17 protein-coding genes, 2 pseudogenes and 2 riboswitches are annotated in these 18222 nt (G+C 50.2%); of the genes and pseudogenes, 8 read left to right on the forward strand and 11 right to left on the reverse strand.

All coding sequences use genetic code 11. From position 1 onward, the window contains the following. The first annotated feature begins 141 nt into the window (after positions 1 to 141). Both EDM55_RS02595 and EDM55_RS02600 read left to right on the forward strand, forming a co-directional pair. Positions 142 to 1341, forward strand: coding sequence for an MFS transporter (locus EDM55_RS02595; RefSeq protein ID WP_092267850.1), 1200 nt, complete (start codon positions 142 to 144; stop codon positions 1339 to 1341). A 100-nt stretch (positions 1342 to 1441) separates the two neighbouring features. After that, a complete protein-coding gene (locus tag EDM55_RS02600; protein WP_092267849.1) occupies positions 1442 to 1921 on the forward strand; it encodes a CcdC family protein in 480 nt (159 codons plus the stop codon). A 60-nt stretch (positions 1922 to 1981) separates the two neighbouring features. On the opposite strand, the pseudogene EDM55_RS02605 reads toward EDM55_RS02600, so the two are convergent. The 3 genes and pseudogenes from EDM55_RS02605 to EDM55_RS02615 all read right to left on the reverse strand — a co-directional run. After that, positions 1982 to 2254, reverse strand: a pseudogene (locus EDM55_RS02605) (iron chelate uptake ABC transporter family permease subunit); the annotation flags it as partial. Between the two features lie 30 nt (positions 2255 to 2284). Further along, positions 2285 to 2449: pseudogene (locus EDM55_RS02610) on the reverse strand (iron chelate uptake ABC transporter family permease subunit); the annotation flags it as partial. Positions 2450 to 2516: 67 nt separating this feature from the next. Then, the gene (locus tag EDM55_RS02615) at positions 2517 to 3329 is read right to left on the reverse strand and encodes a VOC family protein (RefSeq protein ID WP_122959527.1); all 813 of its coding nucleotides are present in this window, start codon (positions 3327 to 3329) and stop codon (positions 2517 to 2519) included. 137 nt (positions 3330 to 3466) lie between these two features. On the opposite strand from EDM55_RS02615, the gene EDM55_RS02620 reads away from it, so the two are divergent. Continuing rightward, complete coding sequence (locus tag EDM55_RS02620; protein WP_122959589.1) at positions 3467 to 4615, forward strand: CapA family protein; 1149 nt, start codon at positions 3467 to 3469, stop codon at positions 4613 to 4615. 57 nt (positions 4616 to 4672) lie between these two features. Continuing rightward, a complete protein-coding gene (locus EDM55_RS30705) occupies positions 4673 to 4804 on the forward strand; it encodes a hypothetical protein (RefSeq protein ID WP_258957656.1) in 132 nt (43 codons plus the stop codon). Between the two features lie 8 nt (positions 4805 to 4812). Here EDM55_RS30705 and EDM55_RS02625 read toward each other — a convergent pair whose 3' ends face one another. The 4 genes from EDM55_RS02625 to EDM55_RS02640 form a co-directional block, all read right to left on the reverse strand. Further along, the gene (locus tag EDM55_RS02625) at positions 4813 to 5778 is read right to left on the reverse strand and encodes a threonine ammonia-lyase (RefSeq protein WP_122959528.1); all 966 of its coding nucleotides are present in this window, start codon (positions 5776 to 5778) and stop codon (positions 4813 to 4815) included. A 74-nt stretch (positions 5779 to 5852) separates the two neighbouring features. Further along, positions 5853 to 7007, reverse strand: coding sequence for a M20 metallopeptidase family protein (locus tag EDM55_RS02630; protein ID WP_122959529.1), 1155 nt, complete (start codon positions 7005 to 7007; stop codon positions 5853 to 5855). 15 nt (positions 7008 to 7022) lie between these two features. Further along, positions 7023 to 8429, reverse strand: coding sequence for a YfcC family protein (locus EDM55_RS02635; protein WP_092267845.1), 1407 nt, complete (start codon positions 8427 to 8429; stop codon positions 7023 to 7025). A 198-nt stretch (positions 8430 to 8627) separates the two neighbouring features. Next, positions 8628 to 9506, reverse strand: a complete 879-nt coding sequence (locus EDM55_RS02640; protein ID WP_122959530.1) for a LysR family transcriptional regulator — start codon at positions 9504 to 9506, stop codon at positions 8628 to 8630. A gap of 141 nt (positions 9507 to 9647) precedes the next feature. Here EDM55_RS02640 and EDM55_RS02645 point away from each other — a divergent pair, with 141 nt between their 5' ends. After that, positions 9648 to 10703, forward strand: coding sequence for an ornithine cyclodeaminase family protein (locus tag EDM55_RS02645; protein ID WP_122959531.1), 1056 nt, complete (start codon positions 9648 to 9650; stop codon positions 10701 to 10703). A 30-nt stretch (positions 10704 to 10733) separates the two neighbouring features. Further along, positions 10734 to 11858, forward strand: a complete 1125-nt coding sequence (locus EDM55_RS02650; RefSeq protein WP_122959532.1) for an aminotransferase — start codon at positions 10734 to 10736, stop codon at positions 11856 to 11858. A 72-nt stretch (positions 11859 to 11930) separates the two neighbouring features. On the opposite strand, the gene EDM55_RS02655 is transcribed toward EDM55_RS02650, so the two are convergent. Further along, a complete protein-coding gene (locus EDM55_RS02655) occupies positions 11931 to 13199 on the reverse strand; it encodes a homoserine dehydrogenase (protein WP_122959590.1) in 1269 nt (422 codons plus the stop codon). An 81-nt stretch (positions 13200 to 13280) separates the two neighbouring features. Then, positions 13281 to 13390: riboswitch (SAM riboswitch) on the reverse strand. A gap of 80 nt (positions 13391 to 13470) precedes the next feature. Beyond that, positions 13471 to 13578: riboswitch (SAM riboswitch) on the reverse strand. 426 nt (positions 13579 to 14004) lie between these two features. Between EDM55_RS02655 and hxlA the strand changes: the two genes are divergently transcribed. Then, complete coding sequence (gene hxlA / locus EDM55_RS02660) at positions 14005 to 14640, forward strand: 3-hexulose-6-phosphate synthase (protein ID WP_092267841.1); 636 nt, start codon at positions 14005 to 14007, stop codon at positions 14638 to 14640. Positions 14641 to 14655: 15 nt separating this feature from the next. Continuing rightward, positions 14656 to 15213, forward strand: a complete 558-nt coding sequence (hxlB, locus tag EDM55_RS02665; protein ID WP_122959533.1) for a 6-phospho-3-hexuloisomerase — start codon at positions 14656 to 14658, stop codon at positions 15211 to 15213. Between the two features lie 62 nt (positions 15214 to 15275). Here hxlB and EDM55_RS02670 read toward each other — a convergent pair whose 3' ends face one another. The 3 genes from EDM55_RS02670 to EDM55_RS02685 form a co-directional block, all read right to left on the reverse strand. Continuing rightward, positions 15276 to 15791 carry a DinB family protein gene (locus tag EDM55_RS02670; protein WP_092267839.1) on the reverse strand — a complete coding sequence of 172 codons (516 nt, stop codon included), beginning with the start codon at positions 15789 to 15791 and terminating at the stop codon, positions 15276 to 15278. A gap of 39 nt (positions 15792 to 15830) precedes the next feature. Then, complete coding sequence (locus tag EDM55_RS02675) at positions 15831 to 17114, reverse strand: ATP-binding protein (RefSeq protein ID WP_307723921.1); 1284 nt, start codon at positions 17112 to 17114, stop codon at positions 15831 to 15833. 411 nt (positions 17115 to 17525) lie between these two features. After that, the gene (locus EDM55_RS02685) at positions 17526 to 18152 is read right to left on the reverse strand and encodes a cyclase family protein (protein WP_092267837.1); all 627 of its coding nucleotides are present in this window, start codon (positions 18150 to 18152) and stop codon (positions 17526 to 17528) included. Positions 18153 to 18222: the final 70 nt, after the last annotated feature.

An 18222-nucleotide genomic window follows, 5' to 3' on the forward strand; every position in this document is an offset into this window, starting at 1 on the left:
CACCTGCCGTCTGTAATCGGTTTAGTTTTCCCCTCACCCGCTGCCTGCATACCACTCATCACCGTGAATATACAAATGATTCCGTAAATGCTATACTGTGGGATGCCCGTTTGGCAAAATTTTTTTAAAATGGAGGCCCTCATGTTGTGGCGAAACCGAACTTTCCTATTGCTAATGACAGGTGAGGTAGTCGCTGGCGCAGGTATGTGGATTTCCATCATCGCCAATCTGCAGTTCATGCAGAGCTTGATCCCTTCCGAGACGGTAAAGGCCCTGGTTCTGATGTGTGGATTGGTCGTCAGCATCTTGCTCTCACCAAAAGCTGGCGTGATCATCGACATGTACGACAAAGGCAAGATCATGATGCTGGCCAGTCTGATTCGCTGTCTCAGCCCGGTCTTTATGTTTCCAGCGCTCGCGAATGATTCGCTCGTCTGGATGATCGTCTCCCTCATCGTCATGCAGTGCTCCGCTGCCTTTTATTTTCCCACCGTGCAAGCGTCACTGCCCGCCATCCTGTCTAAAGACGAGCTTCTGAAAGCAAACAGTATCTATCTGAACATCTCTACCCTGTCCCGGATCGGAGGTACCGCAATCGGGGGTGTTCTGGTCGTTTCGATGGATCTGTCCATGCTCTATGTCTGTTCGATCATCGCGTATGCTGTCCTGGCTGTGGTGACCCTGTTTTTGCGCATTCCTCCGATCACTTCCCGCCGTATGAAAGAAAAGGTGGAATTTCGCGAGGTTCTGACCATCTCCCGGCAAGATCCCGCTCTCTTCGTCGGGCTGATCAATAATGGACTTGTCACTCTGTTCCTTGGTGGAGTCAACCTGATGATTCTGAATCTAAGTACCCTTCAGAATGAACCACAGCTCATGGGATGGATCTACATGGCAGAAGGGTTTAGCATTTTTGTCGGCGGCTTGCTCGCCAAGCGTTGGATCGGCAACAAAAATCTGATGGCATCCTCGACTTTGATGCTCATCTTTTTCGGAATCTCGCAGTACGGTATGTCTTTTGCTTCACAAAAAGTCATGATCCTCGCTTCGTTCGCCGTATTCGGCTTCATCGTCGCATTCTTTTTCCCTGTTACCGCTACGATCTTTCAAAAGCGGCTGCCCGAGCATCAGCAGGGTCGATTCTTTTCCTTTAAAAGCATGCTCGACCGCAGCTTTTTCCTGATCGCCCTCGGCGTCACCGGCGTTGGCCTCGACCTCATGGGCATATCTGGCTACTTGCTTTGCATCGGCACACTGACCATTCTCTTCGGAGTAGGTACGTATTGGTACAGCAAAAAGCACAAGCTGGATGTACGCGCACATGATGAAGCCGCAGCTTGAAAACCTAGAAAAAGGGAAAGCATGTAAGATCCTTTACCTACATTCCGACAATAGTGTATGATATGAGTATCAGCTCGAAAATTGTTGGAGGGATTCTTCCATGCAAATACTGTCATCGACGGCACTGGGTATCCTGGTGCCTCTCATCATGGCCACGGTGGTCATCTTTTTGCGCATGCGCCGGCAGAAAAAGCCCGTGTCCGCAAAAAGCATCATCTTGCCGCCCTTTTTTATGGCTACTGGCTTTGCAATGTTTTTCTTTCCAGAAGCGGCAACTCCCCCGATGTACGACTTTACCGCCTTTCTCGTGGGTGTAGTATTTTCCGTTCCCCTGATCATGACCTCCCGCTTCGAGATCGTCGGGCAGGATGTTTATCTGAAGCGCTCTAAAGCGTTTTTTATTATCTTGATGGGGCTTCTGATCATCCGCCTGATCATCAAGCTGGTGATTAACGATTCGTTTACTCCCATCCAAACAGGCGGCCTGTTCTTCCTGCTCGCTTTTGGAATGCTGGTGCCGTGGCGAATCGCGATGCTGTACATGTACCGCCAATTGACGAAGAAAACATATGGTACGTAACAACTGAACGAGAAGACAAAAAGCGAGGTCTCCACATCTGGGAACTCTCGCTTTTTTCTATTAATCTTTGGCCTTGGCCAGCAAATACAAGAAATACGGAGCACCGATAATCGCGACGACGATCCCCGTAGGAATCTCGGAAGGCTGTAAAATCCAGCGCCCAAGCGTATCTGCCGTAATCTCCAGCAAGGCTCCACAAAGGGCTGCTGCCGGCAACAAAACCTCGTGACGAGGGCCAACCAAACGACGTGCCAAATGCGGCCCAATCAGACCTACAAACCCGATGCCTCCGCTGACAGCCACGCACGAAGCCGCCAAGCCTACAGCGGCAGCCGGAATTCATGCTGTCGTTTGCTGCATCGCTTACAACCCCCTTCCCTGTTTGCGCGCAAGGCAGAGGAAAAACGGAACCCCGATCAGCGCAATCAGCGCCCCCATCGGAGTTTCGAACGGCGGATTTACCATCCGTGCCGCCAAGTCAGCAAAAACGACCAGCAAGCTGCCCAATACAGCCGAGCACGGAATGACCAAGGCGGGTATGGCCCAGCTCGTCCCAAATAGACGGACCTGGTCCATACTCGCCTTGACTACTTGCCTAGCATGGAAGAAGCGTGTACATTCCGCCAAGTACGACATCTTGGGCTTCCTTGCTCTCTGTGCATACCTTCACGGCAAATGGCCGCTCCCCTCTAGCTTGCAGAGCGTTGCTCGCCTGCCCTGAACCGACCGGCTGACATAGCGTAATCGAGCTTCCGAGTATCTCCAGCTGCCGGCATTTTGCTCCCAGTTGTTCATCTGTAAAAACCTCGCTGCTCTCCCAGCCAAACCAAAGCTGCCACCTGCCCACAGCTTCCTCCAGATCAGATACGGCATAGCAAACGGACTGGATCGACTTGGCTCCGTTGGCATGCGGGGCTATGACCCCTCGACTCGTCAAGTCTTTCACCCGTTCCTCATCCGACTCTTCCCACTCGATGAGAAACGGCGGCTGCAGAGCGCTATCGGGATCGTCGAGGAACAGCATTCTCCAGCGAATCGTAGAACCATCTTCCCGCATTCGGCTTCCTGCCACTGGTCCAGTGACTTTCAATCCTGTTTGACGCAGCCGGTTCGCCCATTCATCCATTTGCCGTGTGCGAAGCGCAATCTGCCCAAGCCCCTCTCCCCGCTTCTGATCAGCTACCAGCTGCCGAATCAGCGGATTCTCGGACTCCTTCGCCAAGGCTTGCCGCTCGACAGCTAAAAACTCCACATACGTCAGCCCAAAGTAGCTCAAGCTATTCCAGGTGCCCCACATTGCATGCCTGCCTCCCGCTACGGCATGGTACCCTTTTGTCCGAAATTGTTCTGTTGCCTCCGCAGGGGCGCGATGCACAAAATGAACAATGTGATCCAAAGCTAAATCCACGCGCTCTCACCTCTGTCCTCTCCTGAAAAACATTTTGTTCATTGTACTTCTTCTCCCATGAAAAGGAAAGACAGGAGGAAGCATGGTATAATGGACGAATGTTTCGACAAACGATGTCTTATTCGACAGGAGGAATCATGAGCCGAACGAGTCGAACCGTAACAAGACGCAGAAAAACGATCACCAAGTGGCGCCAGGCCGGGCAACGAACACTGCTTTTCAGTTTGTTCGCCATTCTCGCGGTCGGTGGTTACGTCTTGTATGAGCGGATTTCAAGCACGGGACAGGAAGGATCTGCACAACCAACTCCTCCATCCCACCAAGAGAGCGAAGCAGCTCCTGAAAAAGAGCCCACGATTTCACTTAGCTTTGCTGGCGATGTCATGATGTCAGGGAACGTCGAGAAAACTTTGCAGGAAAAAGGGTATGACTATGCTTTTTCGCACGTGTCCCCTCTCTTTCTCGCGGATGACTACACGATCGTCAATCTGGAGACGCCGATCACCGAACGAGGGACTCCCTCTGACAATAAAGCCTTCGTGTACAAATCCTCTCCGCTCGCGGTGCCAGCCATGAAGCAGGCGGGGATTGATGCCGTCAATCTGGCAAACAATCATACTCTCGATCAAGGAACAGAAGGGTTGCTCGACACGCTGGCTGCACTCGAAAACCATCAGATTGATTACGTAGGTGCAGGAAAAGATGATGCCCGGGCCTATGCTCCTGTGTACATCGAAAAAAACGGGATTCGCGTGGCCCTGCTCGGCTTTAGTCGAGTCATTCCCGAATACAGCTGGTACGCCGGAAAAAACAAGCCGGGGTTAGCCGCCACCTACAACCCTGCCCTCGCCGTCCAAGCGATCCAGGAGGCACAAGCTGGGGCAGATGTGGTCATAGTTATCGCCCATTGGGGAAAAGAAAAAGTGGATGACCCGATCGAGCACCAAACGACTCTTGCCCGCACATTCATCGATGCAGGGGCAGATCTGGTGATCGGAGGACATCCACATGTTTTGCAAGGCTTTGAAAAATACCAGGACAAATGGATTGCATACAGCTTGGGCAACTTTATTTTCACACGAGCTTCCGAGCCCAAGACATGGGAGAGCATGGTGCTTCAAGCCGAGTGTACCAAGCAAGGCAGCTGTGAACTGACGATGCTTCCCTACCACGCAAAGCTAGGTCAGGCTGTCCCGATGAATGAGGCAGACGGCAGGCTTTTGCTGGAGCGGATCCAATCGCTGTCCAATTCCGTTACCATTCACCCAAATGGTCGTTTGGAATGAAACATTTTCTTCCGCGTCACGTAATACCTAGAGAAGCATGCGAAAGGAGGGTCTGCTATGACAGGATTGCTCATCGCCCTGGGCGCATTTGGGATCTTTGCTGTCTCCGGGTATTTCCTGACGAAGTGGGAAAAGGTCGTCTTCCCAGGCAACCAGCAAAACGGAGAGTCAAAGCCCAATCAGAAATAAACTTGCGCTTAGGTATAGCTGTTGATAATCTTACCCAGCTTGGCTGCATCTACATTGCTGCCGCTGACGATGTTCAATACTTTTTTGCCTTTCAAATGGGGCAAATGCCCGTGCAACAAAGCGGCAACGCCGACTGCACCGGAGCCTTCCACCATGTAGTGATGCTCTTTCGCCAGCCAGTACATCGCATGGGCAACTTGCTCTTCCTCGACCAGCACAAATTTGTCGACAATGGTAAGCGCCAGATCAAGATTGCCTTGGGAAATCCCTCCATGCAAGCCGTCAGCAAGCGAGTCGCTGTACGTCACATCAGCCAGTCTGCGCTCCTTGAACGAATAGTACCAAGGTGGCGACGCGTGCGTCTGAATCCCGATCACTTCGATGGCTGGATTGAGCGCCTTGGCAGCGACGGCGATTCCGCAAATAAGTCCTCCGCCACCTGCTGGAACCACAATCGCATCAAAGTCAGGCTGCTCGAGCAGCGCTTCCAGTGCGACTGTCCCTTGTCCTGCGATGATCTCGTTATCCTCGAACGCATGGACGAAGGTCCGCCCAGTTTCTTCTGCTAGCCGATACGCGTACGCCTCTGCTTCATCGTAATTGTCACCGTGCACCACCAGTTCAGCCCCATACCGCTGAATGCCAGCCCGCTTCGTTTCCGGAGCCGTCTTTGGTACGACGATCAAGGCTGATACCCCTGTGAGCGATGCCGCGTACGCCACGCCCTGTGCGTGATTTCCTGCCGATGCCGTAATGACCCCTCGTCCCAGTTCCTCTTTGGATAAAGAAGAGATTTTGTTCAAAGCGCCGCGCAGCTTGAACGAACCCGTCTTCTGCAGGTTCTCCAGCTTGAGCCATACTTCAGAACCCACATGCAAGGAAAGCGCATCTGATTTCATCAAAGGCGTCTTTACGATTTCGTGCTCGATACGTTTTTTTGCTTGCAATACACTTAGCATGGAAACATTCAGCATTCTTTCGTACCTCCTGAAGCTTTTTTCTATTCTGTCTGTGAAGCTGTGCACCGTGCCGATCCCTGACCCATTTTTCAGGAAAAGCGACGGATGAGCTGGATAAACAGCTCGATCGCGGTCGGAATCGCATCTTCGTCGATATCAAAGCGCGGATGATGGTGAGGATATGCACTTCTCTCCCCGCCCATGCCCACAAAGACAAACGCTCCTGGACAATGCTCCAAATAATAGGCAAAGTCTTCGGCAGCCATAGTCGGCTCCATGTCAGCCGCGTAGAAGGATTCACCGAATGCCTCAACGACGACTCGCTCTACATAGCGACTTTGCACCCGGTCATTGACCAAGGGAGGCGGTCCCCAGCTGTACTCGATTGTGCCCACCGCGCCAAAGCTCGCAGAGACACCTTCCACGATGCTTTGCATTTGCGTAAAGATTCGCTGTCTGGTCTCTTGGGTTAGGCTGCGCGTCGTACCCAGCATGACAGCCTCGTTGGGAATGATGTTGTACGTACTGCCAGCTTCAACCTTGCCGACTGTCAGGACAGCTGGCTGCAAAGGGCTGATCGCTCTGCTGACGACGGATTGCAGTCCACTGACGATTTGACCCGCGATGAAGATGGGGTCGACGGCATCATGTGGCATGGCACCATGTCCCCCTTTTCCTTCTATCGTGATCGTGAACTCATCGCAAGCCCCCATCATCGAGCCGTGGCAGACACCGATCTTCCCCTTTTCCAACGGCTGCCAGAGGTGAATCCCGAAAATCGCATCGACGCCATCGAGTACGCCTTGATTGATTAAAGCGGTCGCCCCGCTTGGATCGCGCTCTTCCGAGGATTGAAAAATCAACAGGACGTTCGCTTTCAGGTCACTCCTGTTTTCCGCGAGCCATTTCGCGACTGCCAGCAAGACAGCTGTATGTCCATCATGTCCGCAGGCGTGTGACACCCCTGGAACTTTCGATTGATAGACTTTCTGTCCTTCCTCCATCACAGGCAGTGCATCAATGTCGGCACGCAGTGCAATGGTTTTGCTTCCTTCCGTCCCTCGCACCAGCCCTACGACACTCGGTGCGGCAAAGTCCAAAATGGGAATACTCAGCTCTTCCAGCTGTCTCTTGATATAGGCATGGGTCAGATGCTCTTCCCCTGACAGCTCTGGATACTGATGCAAATGTCGACGATGCTGTACGGCCCATTCGCCAAGTGCCGTAGAAACCAATGCTTGCATGAACGGTGCCCTCCTTTAAAACGGTCCGTAGCCAATGAGCTGTGCGACGATAACGGCTACCAAACCGATGGCGTACTGCGTCAAAATCAGAGGCATGATCCATTTCGCCCAACGTCCCCATGGAATACCGGCAATCGCCAGACCTGCCATGAAATAGCCTGATGTCGGGAAGATAATGTTGCCGATCCCGTCTGCCATCGAAAAGCTGAGTACGGCAGTTTGTCGAGTCACTCCTACCAGATCGGCCAGAGGCGCCATGATCGGCATCGTCAGCGCTGCTTGTCCACTGCCAGATGGAACGATCAAGTGGATGATCGCTTGCAGCAAGTACATACCCACTACGCTCAGTGCAGGAGGCAAGTGGTGAATCGCCGATGCTGCGTGGAACAGAATCGTATCGATCACATGCCCGTCCGTCAAAATCACGACGATCGCACGCGCCACACCAATAATCAGGGCGCCTGAGATCAGACCTGCTGCCCCTTTCATAAACGCATTGACCGTTTCTCCTGCAGACAGCCTGCCGACGATCGCGATGATAATGCCCAATACGGTAAACAGACCTGCAATCTCCGTGATAAACCATTCGTATTTAACGACCCCGTAAGCCAGCAAGGCAAAGTTGAGCAGGAAGCAGGTCAACACGATTTTGTGTCTCGTCTCCAGCTTCACATCCTTGGACTCGAGGTTATCGTATTTCCCCTCTGCGAAAAAACCGTAGCCGCGGTCGCGCTTCACTTTCATCGCATAACGGTAGACAAAATAGACCGATACCGCGTACATAATCACGAACAGTATGATCCGGTAGCCCATCCCCGAAAATGGCGGCAGCTCGGCAATACTCTGCGCAATCCCCACGGTAAATGGATTCATGACCGCTGTGGTAAACCCGATGGACGCCCCTACCAGCACGATCGCAGTCCCAGTAATGACATCAAAGCCCAAGGCAATCGCGAGGGGAATCATGATCCCCAGATAAGCGAGCGTTTCCTCTGCCATCCCCATCAGAGCTCCACCCATAGCAAAGAAAAGCATCATGATCGGGATCAGCCATTTTTCCTGATTCGCCAGCTTGCGAGAAAGCGTAGAAATGAGTGCTTCAATCGTGCCTGTCGCTGTTAAAATACCAAAAGTACCACCAATAATAAGAACGAAAAAGATAATGGACGAAGCTTCTACCATTCCTGTGTGAATCGAACCGATTACGCCCATCAGACTCACGGGAGACGATTCGATTCCTTTGTAGGTGTCAGGTACGACAATGCTGCGACCATTCACCTCGGTCCGCGTGTATTCGCCAGCTGGCAGAACATACGTTGCAAGAGATGCGATGACCAGTACGATCAACAACAGCACGAAAACATTAATTTCCCTAGGCTTTTTGTTCAATGGTGCAGGGGCTGAAACATTCGTTTGTGCCATCGAGCAGTTCGACCTCCTTCTTATCTAAATTTTCTGTCTCCAAATGGTAGCATACTCTCTTAGAACCATCTAATAAGGAATGCCTATGGTAACCATTGAGAGATTCAATTCTATCGGTTCAAGAACTCTGTCGGCACGCCGAAAAGGCCGATCGCCTCCGCAGAGGATCCGCCTCAGCCTATCCTGCTTTTTTATTCTCTATCGACCTGTCGCTTCCGGCCAGCCTTCTATCACCAGCTCTGCGAATGACCGAATCGTCGTTTCCTCGGATCGATCCTTCAAAAAAATAAGATGGGTATCCAAACGTTGCTCGAGCTGGTGCAAAGGAACGAGCAACCCGGATGCCAACTCCTCGCGAATCAAATTTGCACTGATTAACGCGACACCCGTATGATTCAAGGCCGCTATTTTGATGGCTTCCTCGCTGCTGCTTTCGATCGCAGCTGCCGGATGATAGTCTAGCCCCGTAATCGACTGGCTATGGAGACCCTCGAGATTGTAGCTCTCTTTATAGATAAAAGGGAAATGCTCCATGATGTAGCTTTGGTCATGCTTTTCATAGATTTCTCTGGACGTGACGACCAGCAGCTTTTCCTGTTCCAAAAGTCTGCTCTCCACTTCTGGCTTGCCACTCACCCCTGCGATGATGCCGATGTCTGCCTCATTGGAAGTGATCATGTTTACGGCATCCGCACTGTTGCACGAAACGAGCTTCAGCTTGACCTGCGGATGATGATGGATATAAGAACGGATCAACTGGCTGAGATAATGGGTCCAGTAATATTCCGGTGCCGCCACTACCAGTGTTCCGTAAGGCCCGTCCAGCATTTTTATCGCTTTATCCATTTGGGAGACGACTGCAAACAGCTTGTCCACATGCTCTTTCATCATCTTCCCGGCCGGTGTCAGAAACGTTTTTTTCCCGACCCGATTGAACAACGGATGTCCAATCTCCTTTTCCAGCGTCTGGATTTGCAGTGTAATCGTCGGTTGTGTATAGCCGAGCATTTCGGCAGCTTTGGTCAAGTTAAGCTGGTCTGCTACTACCTGAAATGTTTTTAACGTGCGAAGCTCCATCCTGCTCCCCCCAAGCTTAGAAGGTCTCTCTGAGATTCCTATGGTTACTATTGAATACACTAATTTCATTATTATTTTATTCTATGCTAAAGTCAAAGCCATATCATCCAAAGAGTCAAGAGAGGGAGAGGGGGATCTATCATGTTTCCATTTCGAGTAATCGATGAAGCAAGCGTGAGAAAGCTGCTGGACATGAAAAACGTCATCGAGCTGGTTGAGCGAGCCTACACGCTCAAGGAGCAAAAAGAAGCATCATTGTTCCCAATGGTATTCCACGAATTTGCTCCAGGGAAAGCTGACATGGATATCAAATCCGGTCATCTAAAGGGAGCTCATATATTCGGACTGAAGCTGGTCTCCTGGTTCGGGGATAACCCGTCCAAAGAGCTTCCCGCACTCGTCGGTTTTGTCATGGTTCTCGACAGCGATACCGGCGTTCCGAAAGGCATGATGAGCGGCGAACCAGTAACCTTGATGCGTACAGGTGCGGCCGGCGGAATCGGTGCCAAGTATTTCGCAAGACCAGAATCCGAGAACTTGCTGCTGGTAGGCAGCGGACATCTGGCTCCATATGAAATCATGGCTACCCTTTCCACCATGGAGCACATCAAAAAAGTGACGGTATACAATGCAAACTCCTATGAGAGAGCAGCAGCCTTTTGTACAACGGCAAAAGACAAACTGAAAAATATGTTCCTTCCATCTTATCAGAATGATCAGGAGCTTTATCAGACGCTGCTGGACCGCATCGACATCGAGTACGTCGCAACCGACAACATCCGTGCAGCCACAGAAGAAGCCGATATCATCATTACCGCTACTCCTTCCCACAAGCCGATCATCATGAAGGAATGGGTCAAGCCTGGCACACATTTCTCCTGCGTTGGCGCAGATATGGCAGGAAAACAGGAAATCGATGAGAATCTCTTTTCATCCGCTCGCGTTTTCGTAGATGACGTGACACAAGCCATCAACGTCGGCGAAACCAAAGTCGCTGTCCAAAAAGGGCTCATCACCAAAGACGACATCATCTCGGAAATCGGCAGCGTCATCCTCGGCAAGACACCAGGCCGCTTGTCTGATCAAGATATCACCATTTACGACAGCACAGGGATTGCCTTACAGGATTTGATCACAGCGGATTACGTCCTCAAAAAAGCGGAGGAGCAAGGCATCGGAACAATTGCACAGCTTTAATCACGCAAATGAGATAAAGGAGGAAGGATTGTGGATATCAAGCTTTTTGCAGTAGAGGATTGGATGAACAAATACGAGATGAGCGCGACGTACAATATCGCGGAGACTTGCGTCGATTCCTTGACGGTTGAGGAACTCATTTCGATAGATGGAACGAATCCAGAAGACTTTTTCCGTTCCCTCGCTTCCAAAAAACTGACGTATGGACACATTGAAGGCTCGCCGGAATTCCGCACACTGGTTTCCCAACTGTACACGACCGTTGACCCGCATCAGGTGCTCGTCATGAATGGCGGGATCGCGGCCAACTTCCTGGTCTTTTACTCGCTCGTAAAGCCTGGCGACCATGTTATTTCCGTTCATCCTACCTATCAGCAAATCTATGACGTACCAAAATCATTTGGTGCCACCGTCGATCTGCTGCATTTGAAGGAAGAAAACGGCTTCCTGCCCGATCTGGATGAACTGCGCTCGCTCGTGCGGGAAAATACGAAGCTGATCTGCATCAACAACCCGAACAACCCGAGCGGCTCCCTCATGGAGCGAGATACCTTGGAGAAAATCGTGGAAATCGCCCGCTCCTGCGGCGCTTACCTACTCTGCGACGAGGTCTACCGCAATCTGCTGCAGGATGATGATCTCATCGTCCCTTCTATCGCCGACCTGTACGAAAAAGGGATCAGTACATCCAGCATGTCAAAGGCGCTTTCCTTGGCTGGGTTGCGCTTGGGCTGGATCGCAGCTCCGAAAGAAGTGATTGAGGAGTGCATCAAGCATCGGGATTACACTACGATCAGCGTAGGGATGCTGGATGATCTTTTGGCTGTCCATGCCATGAAAAACTACGACCGGATATTAACCCGCAATCGAAAAATTATTAAAGACAATCTGGCAATCCTGGATGAATGGGTAGCGAATGAGCCTGCGATTACGTACGTCAAGCCACGCGCAGGTACAACCGCGATGCTCAGATATGACTTGCCGATCTCCTCCGTCGATTTCTGCGAAGGATTGTTGAAGGAAACAGGTGCCTTCCTGACCCCTGGTATTTGCTTCGAAATGGAAGGCTATCTGCGAATTGGCTATGCATGCGAGACAGAAATGCTGCGCGAAGGCTTGCAGAAGCTTTCGGAATACATCCGTTCCAAGCGATAAGCTTTCGGATTGGTTGCAATGGGCTGTGGAGGCGATCTCCACAGCCCTTTTTTGCATGAAGTGAAGATAATCTTATTCTGCTGATGAGCCAAGCAATGGGAAACATCGCACCTGTAACCCAAAGTCGGACCGCAGCAGGTCGGAATGCTCATCCGTGAGGCCCGTTGTAATCAAGCCAGCGCGCAGGACTCCCCCCAAGTCGAACTGAACTTTCAGCTTGTGCACTTCCACACCTGCCAAGCGCAAGAAGTGAAGTACCCGATCTGGAGTAGCTGCAGGTCCAGTCCCTTCCACATAGCAAAAGGACTTCGCTTCCGTCTCTTGCGTCGTTTCCGCGCCCCCTTCTCTTTCCCTCCATGCAGGATGCGGGGTAAATGGCTGGGTCAGCAAATACGCTAAATCTTCCACGACTGCACTCGCTGTCGGCAGCTCGCCTGCTCCTCTCCCCGTAAACAGCAGATCCCCGACAATATTTCCAGACAGCTGAACTGCGTTAAACGCATCCTGAATTTGTGCCAAAGGATGACTGAGGGGCAGCATGGTTGGCTCCACGGAAAGACGGATGCCTTCTCCTGTTTGCTCTGCTTGCGCGATCAGCTTGATCCGGTAGCCGAGCTCACTTGCGATGCGAATCTGCCCAGCCGTCAAATCCGCTATTCCTTTTCGGTTTACTTCTGCCAGCGGGAGTGATTCGCCATATACCAATTGCGCGAGTATGTACAATTTGTACATCGCATCGAAGCCCTCCACATCTGAGCGCGGGTCTGCTTCGGCATAGCCGAGCTCCTGAGCCTGCTTCAATACCTCTTGATACGAGAGCTGCTCTTGCTCCATTTTTGTCAGAATGAAGTTGGTCGTTCCATTGAGAATACCTCGAACGCCGCTAATGTCATTGGTGCGCAGGAATTGGCGCAAGACCCCCAGAATCGGGATTCCCCCTGCTACGCTCGCTTCATAGGCCAGATGCACCTGGTGCCTGTTCGCCAAGTCCACCAGCTCAGTTCCTCTTTTTGCGAGCAGCTCTTTATTGGCTGTGACGACATGACAGCCTTTCTCGATCAGCGCACGCACATAATCGTACGTAGGCTCAACACCACCCATGACTTCAACGATAATATCGACATCGCTTTTCAACACGTCTTCAAAATCCGTCGTCAAAACAGAGCGGTCCAAATATACGGCTCTCTCCTTTTCCGAGTCACGCACCAGCGCTTTGACGATCTCGATTCGTTTCCCCAGACGAGACGCCAGCTTCTCCTGCTGCGAACGAATGGTTTTAATGACACCGCCCCCAACTGTTCCCAAACCCAACAAACCTACTCTTACGACACCTGTACTCATCTCATTCACCCCATCCGTAGTAGTGCCGAACAAGAAAAAACCTTCTTCGGTTAAGAAGAAGGTTGGTTGGTCGATCCCTTCTTCTTATCTCGCAGGATGTAGACATCCTGCAGGAATTGGCACCTTGTCATCTGCTGCATGACGGTTGCCGGGCTTCATCGGGCCAGTCCCTCCACCTCTCTGGATAAGAAAACATCCTATGTAGTTCAAAAAATAAAAAACCTTCCTCGATAAGAAGAAGGTTCGCACAAGTTGTATACGAATGACCCGCTTCTTATCTATCGAGACCATCGTCTCGCAGGAATTGGCACCTTGTCATCTGCTGCATGACGGTTGCCGGGCTTCATCGGGCCAGACCCTCCACCTCTCTGGATAAGAACGTTTTATGCTATTGAGGACTATTCTAAGAAATTCCACCCCATCCGTCAACACAAAATTCACTCTATTTACCGAAGAAGGGGTTTCTCCTCCCATCGGCGGCACCCACTCTGATAGAATGAAAGTTACTGGGGCGAAAAAGCGACCAACCGAGAACTGTAGGCCCAATGCCCCCATGTACAGCCTTCTCTTATCCTCTGCTGCACACATTTGTGCGGTTTTTTTGTGTTTGTTGGATCTTTCTTTCTCCTCCTAGCCGTGGTCACTTCTTCGTTACCTAGTTACTTTTACGATACTCGAGTATCCTTTTCCATACTACGTATGAGAATAGTGCGCACTTACATAACGAAACAAGCTCATGTAGAATACGTCTTGTAGCACAAAACAAAACAAAACAAAACAAACAACATGAGGAGTGATCCCAATCATGAAACTTCAATTGGCATTAGACCTTGTTAACATCCCAGAAGCAATCGAGCTGGTGAAACAAGTCGAAGAATATGTAGACATCGTAGAAATCGGTACCCCTGTCATCATCAATGAAGGTCTGCATGCAGTGAAAGCAATGAAAGAAGCTTTTCCTTCCTTGCAAGTGCTGGCCGACCTAAAAATCATGGATGCAGGCGGATACGAGATCATGAAAGCATCCGAGGCTGGTGCAGACATTATCACTGTACTCGGTGCAACTGACGACCTCACCATCAAGGGTGCTGTAGAAGAAGCAAGAAAACAAGGAAAAAGCATCATGGTCGATATGATCAACGTCAAAAATATTGAACAACGTGCGCAAGAAGTCGATGCTCTCGGCGTTGACTACATCTGCGTCCACACAGGCTATGACCTGCAAGCAGTAGGAAAAGATTCTTTTGAAGAGCTGCAAACCATCAAACGCGTAGTAAAACATGCGAAAACAGCCGTTGCGGGTGGTATTAAGCTGGCGACTCTCCCAGCAGCGATCCAAGCACAACCTGACCTGGTAATCGTGGGTGGCGGGATTGCGACACAAGAAGACCCTCGTTCGGTTGCTCGCGAAATCAGAAATCAGCTCAATCAAGGCGCGTAACAGGTAGGTTTCGCTATGCAAACAAACCAATATGCAGCTGAAATTGTAAAAGAACTCAACCGAACTGTTGGATTGTTGCCCGAAAAAGAAACGGAATATTTCGTCAATGAAATTTTGCAGGCGAAAAGAATCTTTGTTGCAGGTGCAGGAAGATCAGGACTGATGATCAAAGCCTTTGCCATGCGCTTAGTTCACCTTGGCTTTGAAGCGTATGTCGTCGGTGAAACCGTAACACCTGGTGTTCAAAAAGGTGACTTGTTTATCATCGGCTCTGGATCAGGTGAAACCAAGAGCTTGGTCTCCATGGCTCAAAAAGCAACATTGATCGGAACGAAATTGGCTCTGGTCACGATCTTTCCGGAGTCAACCATCGGCAAGCTGGCGGATGTTGTGATTCCCTTGCCAGGTTCCCCAAAGGACAAGGCTAACTGTGATTACCAAACGATACAGCCGATGGGCTCCCTCTTTGAGCAGACACTCATCGTATTCTACGATGCCGCCATTTTACGATTGATGGAAATTCGCGGCATGGATTCAGAAACGATGTATGGCTTACACGCCAATTTGGAATAGACCGTTTGTGCTACCCTTCCTACATGTGAAAAACTCCGCCGTAATCGAGGCGGAGTTTTTTGCTATACGTGATATCTTTCCTCGAGAATCTTGCCATGATGGAGCTCATGTCCGGCAATGATATACGCCAATGCCCTAGCTGAGCATTCGCTGTTGTTAGCCATTCCCTTTCGAGTCCAAGCATCCACCGGTACCCCCTTGAACAAAGCAAGAGTGGATCCTCGCACCGCCCTGTACTCCTCCAGCAGATCAGACATCCGCCGGGAGTCAAAGGAACCCTCCCTCACGTAGGCTTCATCTTCATAGCCAGATAAAGGAGTCTCGTCACCTCTGGCAAACCTCAGCAACCGGTAGCACATGATTCGTTCCGTATCGATGATATGACCAAGCACCTCCTTCACGGACCATTTTCCGGGGGCATATCGATGAGTTTCTTGTTCTTCCGTAAGACCAGAAAACTTCTTTGTGGTTTCCTCCAGCTGCTGGGATAACGAATGCAGCAGATCCCCTTCTGGAACCAGATCCATATATTTCCCGTAGTAATCGTTGTATTCGTCTTTCGTTGGACGGTTAGTCATCTCCTATTTCCCCCTAATGGTTTATCGCAATTCGAATCTTTAGCTAATTCGGGTGGCAGGTGTCTCCTGTGCGTAGTCGAGAAGCGGGATCGAAATCGTAAAGCGCGTCCCTTCGCTCGGCTCACTTTGAACGGCGATAGAGCCACCCATGGCGCGAATCACTTGAAAAGAGTAGGTCAACCCGAGACCCGTACCGCTTGATTTCGTAGAGTAATAAATCGACCCCAATCGACTGATCTGGTCAGCACTCATTCCGACTCCATTATCCTTGATAATCAGCAATACATTTCTGTCCACCAGATTCAGACTCAAGGACACCTTTGCCTGCGGAATTTCCACACAGGCTTCAATGGCATTTTTCATAAAATTCACGAGTACCTGCTTGACTTCATCCCCATTCGCGATGATCCAAACGGGCACAACAGGCTTGTGCTCCAGCTCAATCTCGACGTTGCTCATGATGGCATATGACGCCATGACATCGATGATGACTTGCACTTGGTGTGAGAGGTTTGTTTTGCCCTTTTGCTTGCTTGGTGGCTTGGCGATGGAGAGATATTCAGATATCACAGACTCCGTTCGATCAATTTCCATGAGGCTGATGTCGATGTACTGCTCTATCTTTCCTTGCTCCAACGAGCTATACCTTATCAGCTTTAAAAATCCCTTTACGGCGGTAAGCGGATTGCGCACCTCATGAGCAAGAGAAGCAGCGACGTGACTGATTGCTTCAAACTTTTCATTTTGAGAGCAGTTGATAAACAGGGCTTTGTCGGAAGCAGCCTTATGAAACAACGTCGTCAGCAGCCAAATCCCGATCAAGTATTGAAGAGGAAAGACAACCATATGTTCGAAGAGGTAATTGGTAACCATGTGTGGTTGGTTCAGATACAGAATAAGAGTAGGATGAATGGATAAAACGATCCCTGCCATGCACGTGACGAGTGTCATTCTGTGTGTGCTTTTATAAATCTGATTAAAGAATAAAGACAAGAAAAACGTGCACAGAAAAACGCTGGATCCCGTCCATATGCCGTCTCCCCCTATGTACAGTCGATACACAAAAAATTCAATCAGGAGAATACAGCCCGTCTGCAAACCGCCAAAAATCACTCCAAAATACATGATGATATGGCGAACATCAAAATAAAAACCAGAATTCAGATTGCAAGAGAATGTCATAGCCAAAAACAGCGATAGTGAGCTCGTGATGATGATAAATTTTTTGCTGTAGTTTTGAAGTTTATCTCGATAGTAGACATTAAAAAGGATAAATGGTAAAAGAGCGAAGAAGAGCTGCAGCATCACGTGCTTGATAATCATCACCAGGATCGCCTCTTCGTCTTCATTTTTGGCTAACCATGTGTCTTGACGGCATGATAAGGTTATATTTTTCATTCGATACTTTTTTTAGGAATCCTTCAAAAATGAAATGTAGCCTTCGTGCATATTTTTGCAGGATCAAAAAAACACCTCTGCCAATCAGGTGGAAGTGTCTTATCAGCGAGCTTACCCGTTTTGCAAAATTTCCTCCGCATGTATCCCGGTCGTTATCAGCCGATAGCAGCAGTAGCCCCTCCAGACTCACGACGAATGGCCTCCGCGAAAGGTACCTCTGATAGCCAGGATAGACCTTTGGTTTGATCGGCAGAACGCCACCACTGCTGCAATCAATCAGATCTACGATAAAAAGAACCTTACGTGGTAAGGTTCTTTTCCATAATCAGTGCGAGCTTATTGCGAGATGTTGACCCCATCAAACAGCAAGACTCTGGCAGGTGCAGCGTCAGTCCCGATCAGTTTTAAGGGTGCAGCCACCATGAAGAATTCCCCTTGGGGTACATCCTTCAAGCGCAAGCCCTCGATGATAATGACTTGGCTGGCAAACAGCGCTTTATGCGTGGGGTGTCCCACCTGACTGCGCTCAATCCCCAAAGCGTCTGTTCCCACGCCACGTACTCCGATGCTCGACAAGTATTCGGCCCCGTCCTGTGCCAAATACACGAATTCAAAGGAAAACGCCTCGTCCCACGAATTCTTCGTTTTGAACAACAGAAAATCATCGGGTCCAATGTCAAATGACTCCAGGTCTGCACGTGTGATTCGGTCCTCCGCATGCGTGAGGTCGAGTACTTTGCAATTCCCCACCAGCTTGTCCAGAGCAATCGTTTCAAATGTTTCCCCATCTGTCACCATGTGAAGTGGGGCATCCACATGCGTGCCCGTATGAACATCTAGTTCGATCCGTGACTCTGTGACATAGCCGTTCGTGACAGGCTTGATCCTGGGTTGTTTCTCCGGTTTGTTTTTGTACACCGTCATTCCTTCAAAAACTGCACCGGTTACGTCATAGATCTTCATCGCATTTCGCCTCCCCAAATCGATGGTTGATCGGACCAAAAAGTTCATACGGTCGCATCATGGGACTGCA

This window comes from Brevibacillus centrosporus (genome assembly GCF_003710815.1).
GTDB classification, from domain to species: Bacteria; Bacillota; Bacilli; order Brevibacillales; family Brevibacillaceae; genus Brevibacillus; species Brevibacillus centrosporus.